This window comes from Colwellia sp. BRX9-1 (assembly GCF_014077195.1).
Lineage (GTDB): Bacteria > Pseudomonadota > Gammaproteobacteria > Enterobacterales > Alteromonadaceae > Colwellia_A.
In genome coordinates this window covers 113,123-132,478 of record NZ_JACGVM010000013.1, presented here as the reverse complement: position 1 = coordinate 132,478, position 19,356 = coordinate 113,123, and the positions used below count along the sequence as shown (strand labels likewise).

Here is a 19,356-nt window from a genome sequence, read left to right as displayed (position 1 = left end):
TTTCGATTAGCGGTTTTTCTTTGTTTGGCGGTGAGATAGAGATTTGAACTCTAGAAGGGCTATAAACCCTTGCTGGTTTTCAAGACCAGTGCTTTCGACCACTCAGCCATCTCACCTGAATGTCTTAAAACAATTGCTTGCTTCAAGACGGGGCAGATATTAAGACCTGCAATAGCATTTGTAAAGCACTAATTTTACTATTTCTTCTTTATGTTCGATAAATCAGCAAGTGTGCGAAAAAAACAGCTATTTAGCGATAATTTACCATTATTGACGATTTACACAAAAACTTTACCTGTATTTAAATAATAATATTACCTGTTTATATCATGCTGAATACGTATGTAATTTGTTGTGTCAGTTTTTTGGTTGTGATTATATAACTTCATCGTGTGTTACTCTCATAAGAAAAATAATAAATGAAAAACAAACCTCAACTCAGTTTTTGGCAAATATGGAATGTTAGCTTCGGCTTTTTGGGCGTTCAATTTGGCTTTGCCTTACAAAACGCTAATGTCAGTCGAATACTTTCAGACTTGGGTGCTGATCTGCACTCTTTATCTTTATTTTGGTTGCTCGCTCCTATTATGGGCTTACTTATCCAGCCTCTCGTCGGCGCAGCGTCAGATAGAACATGGAATAAGTTTGGTCGCCGTAACCCCTATATATTAATCGGTGCCATATGCGCAACTGTCGGTATGTTATTAATGCCAAACGCGCCGTTATTTGTCTCTGTTATCACACCAATGATTTTTGGTGCGATGATGTTAGCGGTTATGGACGCATCTTTTAATATCGCTTTTCAACCTTTTAGAGCGCTAGTGTCTGATATGGTGCCCGATAATCAAATGAACAAGGGTTACGCTATCCAAGCCTTTTTGATTAATATTGGTGCCGTTATCGGCTCTATATTGCCATTTGTTCTTACAAATGTTGTTGGTTTAGAGAACACCTCACAGCAAGGTAGTATTGCTCCATCCGTTGTTTGGGCATTTTATATCGGCGCCACGGTTTTATTAGGTTCGGTGTTATGGACAGTTTTTAAAACTAAAGAATATTCACCTAAAGAATATTATGAGTTCAAAGGAATGGATGCTGAACAGGTTGCCAAAGAACAAGCCATTGAAAAGTCGTTAATTGAAAAACTAACTGACTTCGTTGGCCTAATGAAATCTATGCCCGAGGTAATGAAGCGTTTAGCACTCGTACAGTTTTTCTCTTGGTTTTCTCTATTCATTATGTGGGTTTATACCATGCCGGCCATTGCTCAACAGGTTTGGGGCATAGATGTAAAGTGGTTTGACCCTACCTATATTAGCTCTGTTGGTGGTATTCCCAATGATATCGCTGCGGCAAAAGGCGCAGCTGGTGACTGGGTAGGTATTTTGTTTGCAGCGTATTCTTTGTTTGCGGCCTTTTTCTCAATTGTGCTGGCCAAGCTTGCCAATACCTTCGGCCGAAAAGCGGTTTACTCGTTTTCCTTACTCGCCGGTGGCTTAGGTTATTTAAGCTTTATGTTTATCAATAACCCTGAACCAACTTTAGTCAATTTATTGATCACTGAAATCACGGTGCCACAAGGCGCGGTTACTTTATTTATTCCTATGATAGGTGTAGGTATTGCTTGGGCTGCTATTTTAGCAATGCCATACTCAATACTTGCTGGTGCATTACCTGCCAACAAAACCGGTGTATACATGGGGATTTTTAACTTTACCATTGCCGCGCCACAAATTATCTCAGGAATTTTTGCTGGCTGGATATTAAATTCAGTTTTTGAAAACCAGGCAATAAATATTATTATCTTAGCGGGTGTCTCTATGGTACTTGGTGCTGTATCCGTTTATTTTGTCAAAGAAAAAAGCGAGTAACCTCTACTCGCTTTTGTTTGTAGGTTAGGGCTCTACCTAAAATTTGTTAGTGAAAAACTAACCTACATAAACACTATAAAACATCAATTGCCACTGCCACAAGATTGACGAACCACAAGTGTGGTTGCCATCAACTCTGTTTTTGCTTCTTCGCCATTCACTAGTGCTAAAAGCTTTTCTACTAATAACTCCCCTGCTAACATCGTATCTTGTTTAGCTGTAGTTAAGGTCGGAAAAGTAAAACTAGCAACCGGAATATCATCAAAACCAAACACGGCTATATCTTCGGGTACGCGCATATTGTGTTCTTGCAAAGCGCGCATCGCACCCACGGCAATTAAATCACTGGCCGCCATAATGGCATCAAAACTTTCACCACCCTTAATAAGGTTTAATGCAGCGTTATGGCCAGATTCTTCGGTAGAAATCGCGTCAAATTGAAGTTGGGTATTAACGACTAAGTCGTGATCAGTTTGCGCTTTACAATGACCTAAATAACGATCTAAAAATTCAGGAGAGCCCGTTGAAACTCCGCCTAAAAAAGCAAATTTTTTGCGGTTATTATTAATGACATGTTCGGTGAGTTGATAGCCTCCTTGGAAGTTATCGCAACCGACAGAGACAACATCGAGGTCTTTTACTTCAGCCCCCCAACGAACGAAATGGGTTTCTTGCTCTATTAACTGAACAAGCTTTTCTTCGTAATCGGTGTAGTCACCATAACCCAACAATATTATCCCGTCAGCTTTACGGGTATCTTCAAAGTCAGCATGCCAATCGTGGCTCATTTGCTGAAAAGAGACTAATAAATCATAGCCCTTATTACCACAAGCTCGGGTAATGCTGCCTAACATTGACATAAAAAAAGGATTGATTAATGAGTCATCGTTGGTTGGGTCTTCAAACAATAGCAAGGCAATGGTGCCACTACGTTGAGTACGTAAACTGCTGGCGTTTTTATCTACTTTGTAATTAAGTTCTTTGGCAATGGCTTGAACACGTAGCCGTGTTTCTTCATTTACTAACGGACTATTACGTAGTGCTCTTGAAACTGTTGACTGAGAAACGCCCGCACGATAAGCAATATCAAACGAAGTATTTTTAGCTTTAACCATTAAATTAACCAATAACTTATTAATAAATATACTACTTAGATACTAACTTAGCCCCCTAGCCTTGTATACCTTATTAAGAGTAAAGCAAAAAATTACTCAGCTGATAAACGCCGACTTCCATCAAATTTTAAAGGTAGCGAGTAAGTCATCACCCTGAACTTTTCATCAAGCGCCAATAATCATCAAAAATGCATACGTATGCATGGCAAATAGTGCATAAATCCATCATGCATACGTATGTAGTTTATTGCTCTAATTTCTAACATCGGCATAATTTAATCATCACGTTATTTATTGTGGAAAGAATTCGTACGACTGATGCAAATAAAAAATAAGGATGAATAAAGTCCTATATATACGCCACAGATTTTAAATAAACAGGAAATAAATCAAAACGTCAGCAACGAACAAGACGGTTTTTGATGATAAAAATTTATTATGATAAATAAAAAAATAAAAAGTAGCACAGCTGATATTACCGCCACTGACTTAAAAAAACGCATTCAGCACCATTTGAACAGTACCTTAGGTGATCGCGTTATTTGTGAAGACGCCTACAAAAATACACCACAAAACAAGCAGGCTTATTGGCAAGCGACATCAATGGCGCTTAATGAAATTATTATTGATAAACTGCAAGCAAGTAAGGTTCAACAAGCAAAATCAGCGACTAAAAGTATTAACTACCTGTCACTTGAATATTTGATGGGGCGACTACTTTCTAACAACTTACATAATTTAGATTTATATAAAAATACCGAAAAGGCCCTTAAATCACTTGGTTTTGATTTAGCCGATTTATGTGAAGAAGGGGCTGATTTAGCCCTAGGTAATGGTGGATTAGGCCGTTTAGCCGCATGTTTTCTTGATTCATTAGCGACACTTGATTACAACGCTATGGGTTACGGCATTCATTACCAACATGGTTTATTCAAACAAAGTTTTAAAGACGGACACCAAATAGAACAGCCTGATATGTGGCGTGAGTTTGGTAGTCCTTGGGAAATTTGCCGTCCTGAATCTACCCAGCTTATTCCCGTTTATGGTTATGTTGAACAACAAGCACAAGCCGACGGTAGTTTAACATCGGTTTGGCGTGCAGGAAAAATGCTCAAAGGAGTTCCTTGGGATATTCCTATCGTTGGCTATAACTCGTCAACCGTAAATGCTTTACGCTTATGGGAATGTCGCGCAGACTCTGCCTTTGACTGGGATACCCTTAATCAGGGTGACTATCTACAAGCGCACCACGATCAAGTCAATGCTGAAACAGTATCTAAAGTTCTTTATCCTAATGACGAACACGATGCGGGTAATGAATTACGCTTTATTCAACAGTACTTTTTCTGTGCTTGTTCAATTAAAGACATTATTAGTCGTTATCAGCTGCAATTTGGTCCACTTACCCAAGGAAGTAGTACAAACTTTGCTGAAAAAGTAGCGATCCAACTCAACGATACCCACCCTACCATTGCCATTTTAGAGTTAATGCGCGTATTACTTGATGAGTATGACTTCTCATGGCAAAACGCCTGGCAATTAGCCGGTAAAGTATTTTCTTATACTAACCATACCCTGTTACCTGAAGCGTTAGAAAAATGGTCTGTTTCATTATTTGAACGTGTACTACCACGCCATTTAACTATTTTATATCGTATCAACGAAGCATTTTTGAATGATGAAGTGAATGCGATGTGGCCAAACAACGAGGCAATGCGCGCTCGCCTTTCAATTATTGAAGAAGGTGAACAACGTAAAGTCCGTATGGCACATTTATGTGTCATTACTTCACATAAAGTTAACGGTGTTGCTCAAATCCATTCAGACTTAGTAAAAAAAGATCTATTCCCAGAATTCAACCAACTTTGGCCAGAGAAATTAACCAATGTAACTAATGGTATTACCCCAAGACGTTGGTTGAAATCATGTAACCCATTACTGTCTGAATTACTATCAAAGCACGTTGACGATGACTGGGCTAAAAACTTAAACAGCTTATCTTCATTATCAACCCTTGCTGATAATGCCAGTTTCCAAAAGAAATTCATGGCAATTAAACATCAAAACAAAGTGGCATTAACCACTGAAATTAAAACCTTAACCGGTATAGATGTCAGCCCAGAGGCCATTTTTGATGTCCAAATTAAACGACTTCATGAATACAAACGCCAGCACCTTAATTTATTGCATATCTTAGCGCTATACCGCCGTTTATTGGCTGATCCTGACTTACCTATGCAACCACGCGTATTTATCTTTGGTGCAAAAGCAGCGCCGGGCTATCAGTTAGCCAAAGAAATTATTTACGCAACCAATAAAATTGCTGAAAAAATCAATAATGACACCCGCATTCAAGACAAATTAAAAGTGGTGTTTTTACCTAACTATCGGGTCAGTTTAGCCGAAAAAATAATTCCGGCAGCCGATGTTTCAGAGCAAATATCAACAGCAGGTAAAGAAGCCTCTGGTACTGGCAATATGAAGCTCGCCCTCAACGGTGCCGTAACCATTGGGACTTTAGATGGCGCAAACATTGAAATAGCTGAAGAAGTTGGCGACGACAATATTTTCATCTTTGGCTTAACCGTTGATGAAGTTAAAGCCCTAGATAACAAAGGCTACAACCCTTATCACTTTTATGAAACGAATAATGAAATCAAAGCCTGTTTAGACTGGTTAGACACGGACTACTTTACGCCAGGCCATATGGGAGAATTATCTTCGATTAAACAAAGTTTCCTTGAAGGTGGCGATCCATACAAAGTGCTGGCTGATTTTGAAAGCTACAGTGACGCTCAACAAGACTTAGGTGTCGCTTATCAAGACAAAAAACGTTGGGCAAAAATGGCCATTTTAAATACGGCGTTGATGGGTAAATTTAATTCTGATCGCTCGATTGAAGACTATGTGAAAAACATTTGGTTTTTAACACCGAGCGCTTAAGCATTAATTATTAAGAAAACTGAGGAAAATATATGAGTTTATCTGTAAATGACATCAAAGCTTTAGTCAGCGCTTGCCATAAGACACCTTACGAGGTTTTAGGGTTAAATGCTGACCAAAACACTCGTTATTTACGGATCACTTGCTATTTTCCTCACCTTAACGATATTGACGCTGTTGAGATAATGGCCTTAGCCCCTAATAAAAAATCAGCGCAACTTAATAGTAATGAACAGATAAAATCATTAGGTAAGTTGGTGAAAGTTCATCACAGTGGACTTTACTCACTTAAGCTACGTCGTAAAAAATTATTCACTTATAAACTCAAGCTGACCTCTGCAAACGCATCATGGTTAATTGACGATCCCTATCAGTTTTCAGCTACCTTAGGGGAGCTTGATATTTACTTGCTGCAACAAGGTAATCATCAAAAACCTTACGAGAAATTAGGCGCTCATCTGCAAAATAAAACCCTTAATGGCCAAAAAATTCAGGGTGTTTCGTTTGCTGTTTGGGCACCTAATGCCAGTCATGTTTCTTTGCTTGGTGACTTTAATCACTGGGATGAACGTAGCCATGCCATGCAAAATATCACCTTGGGCGATGTCGCTAGTGGCTATTGGAATATATTTATCCCACAAGCGTCAGTTGGGCAACAATATAAGTATGCGATTAAAGACAAAAACGGTAACACGTTACCATTTAAAGCCGACCCTTATGGCAACCAAGCCCAATACCGACCTGACACAGCGTCAATTATCAGTGCAAAAGACAATTACCTTTGGCAAGACCAAGATTGGTTAGCCAAACGTGAAAAACGTAACAGTAGAAACGCTGCAATTTCAATTTACGAAGTCCATTTAGGCTCTTGGCGCCGAGATAAAAATAACGAATTTTTAAATTACCGTCAGATAGCTGACCAGCTTATTCCTTACACTTTATCAATGGGTTTTACCCATATTCAGCTAATGCCGGTCAGTGAATTTCCATTCGATGGTTCATGGGGATATCAACCGGTTGGCTTATTTGCACCAACAGCTCGGTTTGGTAATGAAGCTGACTTTCAGTATTTTGTTGATGCCTGTCATCAAGCCAATTTAGGCTTATTGATTGATTGGGTACCGGGACATTTTCCAAGTGATGATCACGGTTTAGCGACCTTCGATGGTACTCATCTTTTTGAGCATGAAGACCCCAGACAGGGATATCACCCCGACTGGAATACCCATATTTATAATTACGAGCGTGTTGAAGTTGCTAATTTTTTGCGAGCAAGTGCCCTGCATTGGTTAGATAAATACCATGTTGATGGCATTCGCGTTGACGCAGTTGCCTCGATGCTTTATCTCGACTACAGCCGCAAAGAAAATGAATGGATCCCTAACATCCACGGAGGCAGAGAAAACTTAGCCGCTGTCGACTTTTTAAAACGCTTTAACGAAGAACTCTATCAACAATACCCTGGTACATTTTCTGTTGCCGAAGAGTCTACGTCATGGCCGGGTGTTTCTCGCGCGACCCATGATGGCGGTTTAGGCTTTGGTTATAAATGGAATATGGGCTGGATGAACGACAGTTTACAATACATGCAGCGTGAATCTGTGCATCGTTGCCATCACCATAACGAACTTAGCTTTAGCCTAGTTTATGCCTTTGATGAAAACTTTATTCTGCCACTTAGTCATGACGAAGTCGTTCATGGTAAAGGCTCTATTTTACAAAAGATGCCTGGCGATGATGCTTGGCAACAGTTTGCCAATATACGCGCTTATTACAGTTTTATGTGGGCACATCCCGGTAAAAAGCTACTATTTATGGGCTGTGAATTTGCCCAAGGTAAAGAATGGGATCATGACCACGAACTTGATTGGCATCAACTTGACGTTCACTGGCACAGTGGCGTACAGCGACTGATTAAAGCGTTAAATAAGGTTTATTGCAACACGCCAGCACTCTATGAAAAAGATTGCCAAAGCGAGGGTTTTAGTTGGTTAGATCATCAAAACAGCGAACAATCAATTTACAGCTTTATTCGTTTTGGCAATGACGCCCAAGAGAATGCGGTTGTCGTGGTATGTAACTTTACCTCACAAACCCATCATAACGTTAAATTAGGGGTACCAAAATCGGGAGAGTACGTCGAATTACTTAACTCGGACGCTGAAATTTATGGCGGCAGTAACACCTTGAACCTAGGTATTTTACCGAGTGTAGAATTGGCCTGGCAAGGTCAGCAACACTATATAGACATTACTGTACCCCCGTTAGCGACAGCGATGTTTATCCTCAAAGATGTACGTTTACCACTTGAGGGTAAATAATGACAACTTGCGCAATTAACACTGCATACAAAGTAACTTCGGGGCGTTCGTATCCGATGGGTGCTTCACTGGCTAAAAGTGGTCTGGGCTGTAACTTTGCCCTATTTTCTGCACATGCAACAAAAGTAGAGCTTTGTCTATTTTCAGGTGACGGTAAATATGAACTACAGCGCATTGAATTACCTGAGTTTACCGATGATGTTTGGCATGGTTTCGTTGAAGGGATCGCAGAAGGTTGTTTATATGGCTACCGCGTACATGGTCCTTTTGAACCTCATAATGGCCATCGTTTTAATGCTAATAAATTATTGTTAGACCCCTATGCTAAAAAATTGCACGGTAGCTTTATCCGCAGCGACCTTAATTTTAGTTATGATCTAAAAAGCACCCAAAAAGATTTAACCGTTGATAATCGGGATAATTCGGCGACTATGCCAAAGTGTGTGGTTGTTTCACCATTACTGTTTAGTCAAACGCATCCACAAGTTCGTCGCCGTGACACCATTCTTTATGAATTACATGTTAAAGGCTTTACCCAACAAAATCCCGATGTACCCATTGAGCTACGCGGAACATTCGCGGGTCTTGCTAATAAAAAGGTTTGCCAGTATTTAAAGTCTTTAGGGGTAACCAGTATTGAACTGCTACCCGTGCAACAGTTTATTAATGAGGACTTTGTCCAAGACAAAGGGTTAACTAATTACTGGGGCTATAACACCATTTCATTTTTTGTTCCGCACGCCGCTTACTGCCACTCAGGTGAGGTTGGCGAGTTTCGTTCTATGGTTGAAACTTACCATGAAGCAGGTATCGAAGTTATTCTTGATGTGGTTTATAACCATACGGCAGAAGGTGATGAACTTGGTCAAACGCTGAGCTTTAAAGGCATAGACAATGCTAGTTATTATCGTTTACACCCAGCTGACAAACGCTATTATGAGAATTTTTCAGGGTGCGGCAATACCATTAATGTGCAGCACCCTCGTGTTATTCAACTGATCACTGACAGTTTGCGCTACTGGGTAGAAATCATGGGCGTTGACGGTTTTCGTTTCGACTTAGCGCCAGTACTAGGGCGCGATGCACCTGATTTTAAAGCCAACAATCACTTTTTTACCAGTATAAGACAAGATCCTATCTTATCAAGAGTTAAACTTATTGCCGAACCTTGGGATGTCGGTCATGGCGGCTATCAACTAGGCCGTTTTCCCAATAGCTGGTTAGAGCTAAACGATCGTTTTCGTGACTCTTGTCGACGCTTCTGGCGAGGTGAACAAGGCTTAGTTGCAGAGTTTGCTAAACGTTTGCACGGCTCAAGTGACATTTTTGAACAGCCCAGTCGTCGACCTAGTGCCAGTGTTAATTTTATTACTTCACATGATGGTTTTACCTTAACCGATTTAGTGAGCTTCAATAACAAGCAAAACAAGGCGAACGGCGAACAAAACCATGACGGCCATAACAGTAACTTTAGTAATAATTTAGGGACTGAAGGGCCAACCGACAATTGTAGAATTAGTCTTTTACGCCGCCAGCAAAAACGCAATTTACTGACCACCCTCTTTATTGCTCAAGGCACGCCGATGTTACTCAGTGGCGATGAACTCAATAATAGCCAGCGCGGTAACAATAATGCTTACTGCCAAGATAATGAAATATCGTGGCTAGATTGGCAAAGCCCACAAGCACAGCAAGAATCAGATTTTGTTAAAAAATTAATTGCACTGCGAAAAGCACATCCGCTATTAAACAGAACACATTATCAACACGGTGTAAAAGTAAGTGAACATACCGGTTTAGCTGATATCAGTTGGTTAAATTGTCACGGTAAAGCGATGACTAAAGACAATTGGCATGATCAATCCATCAAGTGCTTTGCAATGATGTTAGCCAATACCGAACGCTCATCTACTCCTGAACATCAGCAAGACGATGCCCTACTGATTATTTTTAATGCTCATCAGCGCAGTATCAACTTCTTATTGCCAGTACTTAACGGTTACTGGCAAGTGCTCATTGATACCGCTGTTGATAATCAAGAATACAGTTACGCTGACAAAAAATCGCCAAAAAACATTAGACACCCCGCTATTACTATTGCTGAACATAGCTGTGTGGTATTGCGGTATTTACATAGCCCAAAAGACAAATAGCAATACGGTTCTGCGTTAAGTAGTTGAATCGTAGATAACAAAATCACCACAAGCATTGGCAAAAGTATTCCTTTAGCCACTCAAAAAGAATAGAGTATTAAACTTATGAATTTGATAGAAAAACTTGCCGACCTAGTTGGCTTTCACAGAAGTTACACTGATAGTTATGGGCACCAAGTTCCGGCAAACGAAAGTGCTAGGCATAGCCTACTTTGTGCTATGGGTTATGACCTGTCTAATAACCATACTATCAATAACAGTATTACAGCCTTACAAGAAGATAGCTGGCGTAAAATGTTGCCTGGCGTCCATATTGCTAAGCTTGAAGAACACAGTCACACTATTATTATTAGCCTACCGGTAGATGAAAGTTTAAAAGTTACTTGGCAGATAACTACTGAGCAAAGCGAAATCTTAACGGGTGAAGTGTTGGTTAGCGAGTTAATTTTCCAAGAAAAAAATCAGCTTGCCGATAAAGAATATCGAAAGCTTGCCTTAACACTCCCTTTGTTATCGCAAGGTTATCATAAGCTTAAGCTGAGTTATGGCCAACAAACAGCAAGTTGTCATTTGATTTTTGCGCCTAAAACTTGTTATAGCCCACAGGAAGCCTCACCAGAAAAAATGTGGGGATATGCTGCGCAGTTATATTCACTCAAAAGTGAAAGTAATTGGGGAATGGGCGATTTTGGTGATTTAAAAACACTGGTTAAAAATTCTGCCGAGCAAGGCGCTGCCGCCATAGGTTTAAATCCGTTGCATCCCTTGTATCAAAATAATCCCGCACATCGCAGCCCTTATTCCCCGACCAGCCGTTGTTTTCTCAATAGTTTGTATATTGATGTTACCCAGGTACCTAACTTTTCAAGCTGCAAGGCCGCTCAACTTCGCTTTAACAGTGATGAATTTCAAGCAAAAGTTAACTTCGTCCGTAACACTGAACTTATCGATTACCCTGGCGTTGCTGATGTTAAATTTGAAATTATTGAATTACTCTTTGAAGACTTCATTCAAGCGAATAATGACCAGAATGTAAGCGCGACCTACCAAGAGTTCAGCGACTTTAAAGCCGAGCAAGGCGATGATTTATTACTGTTAACCACCTTTGACGCCTTATATGAGTATTTTAGAATGATTGATTCTAATGCTTATGGTTGGAAAATGTGGCCGAGTGAGTTTCAATCACCACATTCAGCACAAGTCGCTGCTTTTCAACAACAGCATGCTAAACGTCTTGATTACTTTGCTTTTTTGCAATGGCTAGCTCATCGCCAGTTAACTGATGTTGCCGCATTAACAGAACAAGCTGGCATGCCGATTGGTTTATATCTAGACCTTGCGGTTGGTTGTGACGGCTCGGGCGTTGATGTTTGGTCTGATAAAGATGTTTATGTGTCTGGTGCAGCGGTTGGTGCTCCACCCGATGCTATGAATACCTTAGGGCAAGATTGGGGGCTAACGCCGATTAACCCAGTAGCACTGCAGCAACAAGGATATTTACCCTTAATAAAGGCACTGCGCAGTAATATGCAATATGCAGGTGCTTTACGTATTGATCATATTTTAGGTTTAATGCGTCAATATTGGGTAGCGCCGGGCATGAAAGCCGATCAAGGTGTTTATATTACCTTTCCATTTAAAGATATATTGCGCATTATTGCCCTTGAATCTCGTCGTAATGACTGTGTGGTTATCGGCGAAGACTTAGGCACGGTGCCCGATGGCTTTAGTGAAATAATGGCCGCCGCAGGTTTACTATCATACAAGGTGCTATTTTTTGAGCGTTGGGAGTCGGGTTTATTTAAACGCCCGGAGTTGTATCCAGCCCAATCTATGGTAACAGTGTCAACACACGATTTACCTACCCTTACCGGTTGGTGGACTGGACGTGATTTACATTGGCGACAAGCATTGAATCTATATCCATCAGACGAAATGGGCCAACAAGAACGCCAAGCTCGTATACAAGACCGTAGCTTGTTAGTTGCAGCATTAGCAGACTTAGACGTTATCGATGTAACAAAAGCGCCGCAACAAAGTCCGGCAATAATCAATACTGAATTATCAATTGCCGTCCAGAAATATATGGCGAAAGCACACAGCCATATCCAACTTATTCCATTAGAAGACACCTTAGAGATTGTTGAACAAGTTAACATTCCCGGCACTATCGATGAACACCCTAACTGGCGTCAAAAATTACCGGTAACTATGACTGAGTTTTGGCAAAAAGATTCTGTTAAATTGCTTGCACAAGCGATGCAAAAAGCCAGACCAAAAAGCTAATATTAGTCATAATGTCGATTTTAATGAACACAATAATGGATGAGAATATAATGATAATAACAAATAGTACATTCACATTAAAAAAATCAAAGATTGCGCTACTTATCTTAAGTGGCCTATTTCTTAGCGCTTGTAATGAAACTAAGCCAATTCACATAGAAAAATCAGCCAGCTTAAGTGAGGCAAAAGCCTTACCACTTAAAAATGCTGACGATTTAGCTCCTTATTTAAATAGAAATATACAAGATGAAGTTTTTTACTTTGTTATGCCCGACCGTTTTTATAATGGCAACACCGATAATGACCAAGGTTCTAAGACCGACATAATATCTGCTGGTGGTTTTGATAAAGCCGACAAAGGCATGTATCACGGCGGTGACATTCAAGGTTTGCAGGCTAAACTGCCTTATTTGAAAGGTATGGGGATTAGCGCTATTTGGTTAACACCTATTATGCGTAATCAGGCCATGCAAGGTGATTCTTCGGGTTATCATGGTTACTGGATCTTGGACTTTAATGAAATTGACCCACATTTGGGCAGTAATGAAGATTTAAAACGTTTCATTAACGCTGCACATAAAGAGAATATAAAAGTATTTTTTGACATTATTACTAACCACACCGCTGACGTTATTAAGTATGTTGAATGTCACGGCGAAGATGGCTTACAGTATTTGATGAAAGAAAATGATGGCTGTTTATATAAAACACTTGCTCAAGTGGCAGCGGGTGATACTTATCAAGCCGTTATTCCTAAAGGCCAAGAAAACCTTAAATCACCCGCTTGGTTAAATGATAAAAAATATTATCACAACCAAGGAGATACAACCTATGAAGGAGAAAACTCGATATATGGCGACTTTAGTGGCTTAGATGATATTGATACTAACTCACCTGAAGTGGTTACAGGCATGACCGAAATATTCAAAAATGTCATCAGTGAATTTAAACCTGATGGTTTTAGAATTGATACCGTAAAGCACGTCAATATAGAGTTTTGGGCAGATTTTGCCCCTGCGCTTGTTGACCACGCAAAAGCGATTGGTATTCCAGAATTTTTTATGTTTGGTGAAGTATATAGTGGCGATGTTAAAGAATTAAGTGCTTATACCACTGTAGGTAAAATGCAGTCTGTACTTGATTTTTCCTTACAATTTGCTTTACAAGACACCCTTATTAAACAGCAAGGAACACATAAACTTGTTGAGGTGTTCGAGAGTGATGCTTACTATAATGACAGTGACAGTAATGCCAATCAGTTGCTTAACTTTACCGGTAACCATGACATGGGACGTTTTTCAGGCATGTTGAAAAGTAGTGATTTCAACTATAGCGAAGCAGAAATTATTCAACGCACCTTGCTAGCCCATGCGATGGTTTACTTTCTGCGTGGCGTGCCAATTGTCTATTATGGCGACGAGCAAGGTTTTGTTGGTGATGGCGGAGATAAAGACTCTCGCCAAGACATGATGCCTTCCTTGGTAGACAGCTACAACGATGATGATTTACTCGCAAATATTAAAACAACCGCTGATGACAACTTTGATGAAAATCATCTATTTTATAAGACATTTGCTGAGTATGCGGATATCTATTATCAATACCCAGCACTTAGGTTTGGCGAACAAAAATTCATAAATGCTGATAATAAGCCGGGGATTTTTGCGGTATCTCGTACATTAAAAGACGAAGAAGAAATCATTATTGTCTTTAATACAGCAAAAACAGAAAAGTCTGTAGCGTTAGGCTTTACCCTCAAAAATGGCGAAAAAATATACCCAGCCTTTAAAAATAATGAGTTTGTCGATGGAACATTAACCGTTCCCCCGTTAAGTTTTGCTATTTATCAGGTCAGGTAGCTGAAGGTTTAGTATTTTTTGCACAGATAAAGAAAAACCAAGGCGCTATGGGAGTGTCCTTGGTTTTTAATTTATTCTTTAATTAGTAAACTATTTCATTATTTGCTGTTTCACCTCCTTATCTTATTTAAATAAATGATTGAACACACCTTTACCTTCACTTATACCAACACTTAATAATTATTAGCCACTTGCTCGGTGTTACTGTGCAGCTTTATTACCACACGTCGGTCATAAAAACTGACTTCTTGTTGAGTGTTAGCCACTACCGGCGCTTGCTCACCAAAAGCAAACAGTTTAATGCGTTCTGCTTTAACGCCTTGGTCAATTAAGGCATTTTTAACGGTGTTAACACGAGCAATAGACAGCGCTTGGTTTGATTTTTTATTACCTTGTTTATCGGTATAACCCGATAAATCGATAAAGAGTTTTGGCGATTGTTGTAACATTTCTGCCAAAGCAACGATTTGACTTTTATAGTGCGGCTGTAAGTCACTAGAGCCAGTTGAAAATTGTAAACTCATCAGTAAATTTTCAGCTTGTAGTTGACTGGCATTTTGGTGTTTTTTATCAAAGTTTTGTTCTAAAACCGATAATTCTAATTGATGATTTTGTTCAGAGCGTTGTAAATTGCGGCGGAACTCGTTTGCAGCCTGCAAATAATCATGCTCTTGCTTTTTCAATGACGCCTGTAGTTCACTCAAATTTTCTTTATCGTTTTGTGTTTTCGCAATAAGTGTACCGGTCGCTCCCACTAAAATAGCGCCAATAGGACCACCAAATATCGCGCCAATGATCATGCCGCTACCTAAGCCAATACTTTCTTTATCTCTGTCACTAAGTTCAACCGAATCGCTTGCTGTTAAGTTTGACTTTTCAAAGGCGTATGCGGAATGACTTAATGTCGGTGCAGCAATAAGCGCTGTGATTAAGAAAAGTTTCGCTGGGTTTAATTTACTGTTAATTTTTTTCATGTTAATTCCTAAATGATTAAGGTGTTTTTTGTTGACGAGGTAATTAAAACAAGAAAAATAGGCTTTGAAACGACACAAAAAAGGCAAAGTAATGAGCAAATGTGGCAACAATGTGGCAATTACAACAATTGCGCGCATTTATAAAAAAACTCTTATATAGTGCCTTAAAATAAGTTAACCAATAGAGTCGTATAGAGTGTTAAAACGAATTGCCATAGTCGAAGATGAAGCCGCTATAAGAGAAAACTATGCGGATGTGCTGCGTGTTCAAGGTTATCAAGTGCAGACCTTTGCTAATAGAGAAAACGCCTGTAAGGCCTTTGCAATAAGTTTGCCACACCTTGTGATATTGGATATTGGCTTAGAGCAAGAATATGACGGCGGTTTTACCCTATGCCAATGGCTTAGGAATATATCAACGACCTTGCCTATTATTTTTTTAACTGCGCGTGATAATGATGTTGATACGGTGTCAGGATTGCGTATTGGTGCTGACGATTATTTAACTAAAGATATTAGCCTGCCACATTTATCAGCGCGCATTGCAGCCCTCTTTCGTCGCCAAGAAGCACTAAAACAGCCAACTGCTGAAAGTAGTTTACTCACATTAGGGCCGCTAACTATCGACAATCAACGAATGAGCATTGTTTGGCAACAACAAAGTGTTGATTTAACGATCACCGAATTTTGGATGGTCTTTGCCTTAGCTAAAAACCCCGGACATGTTAAGAACCGTCAACAACTGATGAAAGACTCCAACATCTATGTCGATGACAGTACCATTACTTCCCATGTAAAACGTATTCGTAAAAAATTTAACCAAATAGATAAAGACTTTAACTGCATAGAAACAGTTTATGGCATGGGCTATCGTTGGAACAAAGATGAAAAATAAGCTCAATTTTCGTTTCGGCTTACGAACTAAGCTTTTACTCCTGTCTAGTTTTCTCTTTGCCATTCCCTGGTTTGGTTATCAATACGTATGGGAAATGGAAAAGTATTTACGCTTTGGTCAAGAACAAACAATCATAGGAACAGCAAGAGCCCTCGCGACTTCGTTGCATGAACGCCCTAACCTTTTTAATAACCAAGCCAGTTTCTTACCCGATGTTGAAAAAGGTAAAGACCTTTACGGTTATCAGTTATCCCAAGCGATAAATCTCGACGGTTTACCCAACGACTGGCCAAGTTTTCAAGAAAAGTCCCACTACTATGGGGTTAATAACCAGCTTGGTCGGCAATTAAGCGTTGATAAGCTCACTAATCATTTCAGTGCCGCTGTTGGAAAATATGATAAATACTTATACTTTTTTATTCAGGTGATCGACGATACGGTTATTTATCGTGATGAAAATGCTCGAGCCATCAACAAAAATGATCATCTGGAATTATCATTCAACGATATTAATGGCAATTTTCAACGCTTTATCGTCAGTAATAAAAATCAGGGCTGGCTTGCTGCCTATCGCATTAATGATCTTGAAAGTAATGAACGGCTTCAATTTCCAAAGCCCGTTAGCTTCATTCAGGGCCAATGGCGCAATACCGAGCAAGGTTATAATATTGAACTGCGCATCCCTTTAACTAAAATCAGCGATCGCTTAGCCTTTGCCATTCATGATGTCGATACGCCATTAAGTGCAGCCACAACAATAATAGGCAGTGCAGATCCAAGTAGCGCAGCAACCTTAGGCACCATTTTGGTGCCGTCACCTGAAATTGAACGCATAGTAAAGGGCATGAGTTACACACAGTCACGTATTTGGGTGGTTGATCAACATCATCGCGTACTAGCAAAAAGTGGCGACATAAAAAAAGCCAGTGGCTTATGGCAAAAAAACATCAATAACTCTGATAACGATGGCTCTTGGTATGCTTGGACACAAAAATACTTACAACCGTTATTTCAACATTTGCTCAACAAACCTCAAGATGATTTTATTGACCGTCTTTACGACACGCAAAACCTAACGGGTGAACATATTGAAGCCGCACTTGCGGGTATGCCAAAATCTCAATGGCGATTAACCACAGATAAAAAAGCGGTAATCATATCAGCTGCATACCCTATTTATATCAGTGATAAGGTCAACGGTGCGGTCATTGTTGAAGAAACAACCAATGGCATTCTCAGTGTACGAAATAAAGCCTTAGAGAAATTGTTTACGTCAATTTTAGCGATTATGTTATTGGGTGCTTTCGCTTTTTTCTTTTTTGCGTCACGTATTTCAAATCGCATTCGCCAACTGCGTAATCAGGCAGAAATTGCTATTGATGAACACGGTCGAATCAATAACGAGATAGCCGAGAGTATGCAAGTATCAACAGCCAATGATGAAATTGGCGACCTCTCTCGCAGTTTTTCTACGGCAGTAAATCGTTTAAGCCAGTACAATCATTACTTAGAAAATATGTCGTCACGACTCTCACATGAACTCCGCACCCCGATAGCGATTGTTAGAACATCCTTAGAAAATTTGTCTTTACAAGCCTTACCTGAGAAAAGTTCCGCTTACATTGACCGTGCCCAAAGTGGTATTAATCGCTTAAACAATATATTAACCAATATGAGTGAAGCGACTCGTCTTGAACAAATGCTCAATCAAACTGACAAGGTCAGTTTTAATGTCTTTGACGTGCTTAATGGTTGTGTACAAGGATATCAGCAGATATACCCTAACTTTACTATTGAGTATTTGGCCTCAGATAAAAAAGTAATGTTGGCGGGATCGCCTGAGCATATAGCGCAATTATTAGATAAGGTTGTCACTAATGCCGTAGAGTTTAGTGATGATAATAAACTTTTCATAACGACAGCGTTGAAAAACAAAGACATCACCATTCACGTTAGCAATAACGGCACGTTATTACCCGACACGATGGAAGAGCGACTTTTTGATTCTATGGTTTCAATGCGTGAAACACCGCAAATGAAAGAAGATAAGACTCCTCATTTGGGCTTAGGCTTATATATTGCCCGCTTGATTTGTGAATTTCATCAGGGGCATATCGTGGCAAGTAATCATCATAATCCGCAAGGTGTCACGGTGTCGATTACCTTGCCATTGCAGGTAAAGTAATTATTTACTCTATACCTAAATATTTATGTACTTGAACGGATAAACGCCAATTATTTTCAATACAGCTTTTTATTGCTAACGCTGTTGCTCGTTCTTTTTGGCTGATCGGTTGCAAATAAACTTGGGTGTTAACAATATTATGTTCGGCTAATAACGCTTTTAAGTCGTCTATATGCTGCTCAGTCGCCACTGGATGTTTAATTTCATTGGCACGTAACATCGCTGAGTTTAATATTTTGTAGCCACCCTTCATGTTTACTTTGGGTGAAACAGTCACCCAGCACTTATCCGTCACCTGTATTTCAAAAGTACCCGATGTTTCTAATTGACAACTAAAACCATTGGTTTCAAGTGCTTGGCACAGAGGGAGTAAATCAACCATCGCTGGCTCACCGCCTGTGATAACAATGTGTTTGGCTTGATAACCTTCTGCCGTTATCATCGCTAAAATATCTTTAACCGTAAGCGCTGACCACGTTTGAGATTCAGCTTCTTTTGTTAACATAGCATTCGGTGTTACTTCATCTTCAAGGTTTATTGCCCAAGTATGCTTAGTATCACACCACGAGCAAGCAACGGGGCAACCTTGTAAACGGATAAAAATTGAAGGTTGACCGGTAAAAGCGCCCTCTCCTTGAATAGTTTCAAATAATTCATTAATTTTGTATTTTACGGTCATCGGGGTTTTTGCCTGTTTATTGCTGGTGTAAATTGAAGTAAAATGCGCGATATTAATTATACCCTAAGAGACTTT

Annotated in this window: 11 protein-coding genes and 1 tRNA gene; 8 read left to right on the top strand and 4 right to left on the bottom strand. The window is 39.7% G+C overall.

What is annotated here, in order from left to right; all coding sequences use genetic code 11:
• Positions 1–25: 25 nt before the first annotated feature.
• Positions 26–116, bottom strand: a tRNA-Ser gene (locus H4J76_RS13165).
• A gap of 303 nt (positions 117–419) precedes the next feature.
• Here H4J76_RS13165 and H4J76_RS13160 point away from each other — a divergent pair.
• Complete coding sequence (locus H4J76_RS13160) at positions 420–1,871, top strand: MFS transporter (protein ID WP_182217415.1); 1,452 nt, start codon at positions 420–422, stop codon at positions 1,869–1,871.
• 83 nt (positions 1,872–1,954) lie between these two features.
• Here H4J76_RS13160 and H4J76_RS13155 read toward each other — a convergent pair whose 3' ends face one another.
• Positions 1,955–2,986: a LacI family DNA-binding transcriptional regulator gene (locus tag H4J76_RS13155; protein ID WP_182217413.1), complete on the bottom strand. Its 1,032-nt coding sequence runs from the start codon at positions 2,984–2,986 to the stop codon at positions 1,955–1,957.
• A gap of 438 nt (positions 2,987–3,424) precedes the next feature.
• Between H4J76_RS13155 and H4J76_RS13150 the strand changes: the two genes are divergently transcribed.
• The 5 genes from H4J76_RS13150 (at position 3,425) to H4J76_RS13130 (ending at position 14,548) form a co-directional block, all read left to right on the top strand.
• Positions 3,425–5,929: a glycogen/starch/alpha-glucan phosphorylase gene (locus tag H4J76_RS13150; protein WP_182217411.1), complete on the top strand. Its 2,505-nt coding sequence runs from the start codon at positions 3,425–3,427 to the stop codon at positions 5,927–5,929.
• Positions 5,930–5,961: 32 nt separating this feature from the next.
• Positions 5,962–8,250, top strand: a complete 2,289-nt coding sequence (gene glgB, locus H4J76_RS13145; protein ID WP_182217409.1) for a 1,4-alpha-glucan branching protein GlgB — start codon at positions 5,962–5,964, stop codon at positions 8,248–8,250.
• A complete protein-coding gene (glgX, locus tag H4J76_RS13140; RefSeq protein ID WP_070376836.1) occupies positions 8,250–10,403 on the top strand; it encodes a glycogen debranching protein GlgX in 2,154 nt (717 codons plus the stop codon). The genes glgB and glgX overlap by 1 nt, the downstream gene beginning before the upstream one ends.
• 105 nt (positions 10,404–10,508) lie before the next feature.
• Positions 10,509–12,689 (top strand): 4-alpha-glucanotransferase, encoded by a 2,181-nt coding sequence (malQ, locus tag H4J76_RS13135; RefSeq protein WP_182172370.1) that lies wholly within the window; start codon positions 10,509–10,511, stop codon positions 12,687–12,689.
• 50 nt (positions 12,690–12,739) lie between these two features.
• Positions 12,740–14,548 carry an alpha-amylase family glycosyl hydrolase gene (locus H4J76_RS13130; RefSeq protein ID WP_182217407.1) on the top strand — a complete coding sequence of 603 codons (1,809 nt, stop codon included), beginning with the start codon at positions 12,740–12,742 and terminating at the stop codon, positions 14,546–14,548.
• Positions 14,549–14,721: 173 nt separating this feature from the next.
• Here H4J76_RS13130 and pdsO read toward each other — a convergent pair whose 3' ends face one another.
• Positions 14,722–15,522, bottom strand: a complete 801-nt coding sequence (pdsO, locus tag H4J76_RS13125) for a sortase-associated OmpA-like protein PdsO (protein WP_182172364.1) — start codon at positions 15,520–15,522, stop codon at positions 14,722–14,724.
• Positions 15,523–15,718: 196 nt separating this feature from the next.
• Between pdsO and pdsR the strand changes: the two genes are divergently transcribed.
• Positions 15,719–16,417 (top strand): proteobacterial dedicated sortase system response regulator, encoded by a 699-nt coding sequence (gene pdsR / locus H4J76_RS13120; RefSeq protein WP_182217405.1) that lies wholly within the window; start codon positions 15,719–15,721, stop codon positions 16,415–16,417.
• Positions 16,407–18,602 (top strand): proteobacterial dedicated sortase system histidine kinase, encoded by a 2,196-nt coding sequence (gene pdsS / locus H4J76_RS13115; protein WP_182230786.1) that lies wholly within the window; start codon positions 16,407–16,409, stop codon positions 18,600–18,602. Before pdsR ends, pdsS begins: the two co-directional genes overlap by 11 nt.
• Before the next feature lie 4 nt (positions 18,603–18,606).
• On the opposite strand, the gene queE is transcribed toward pdsS, so the two are convergent.
• Complete coding sequence (queE, locus tag H4J76_RS13110; protein WP_182172356.1) at positions 18,607–19,281, bottom strand: 7-carboxy-7-deazaguanine synthase QueE; 675 nt, start codon at positions 19,279–19,281, stop codon at positions 18,607–18,609.
• Positions 19,282–19,356: the final 75 nt, after the last annotated feature.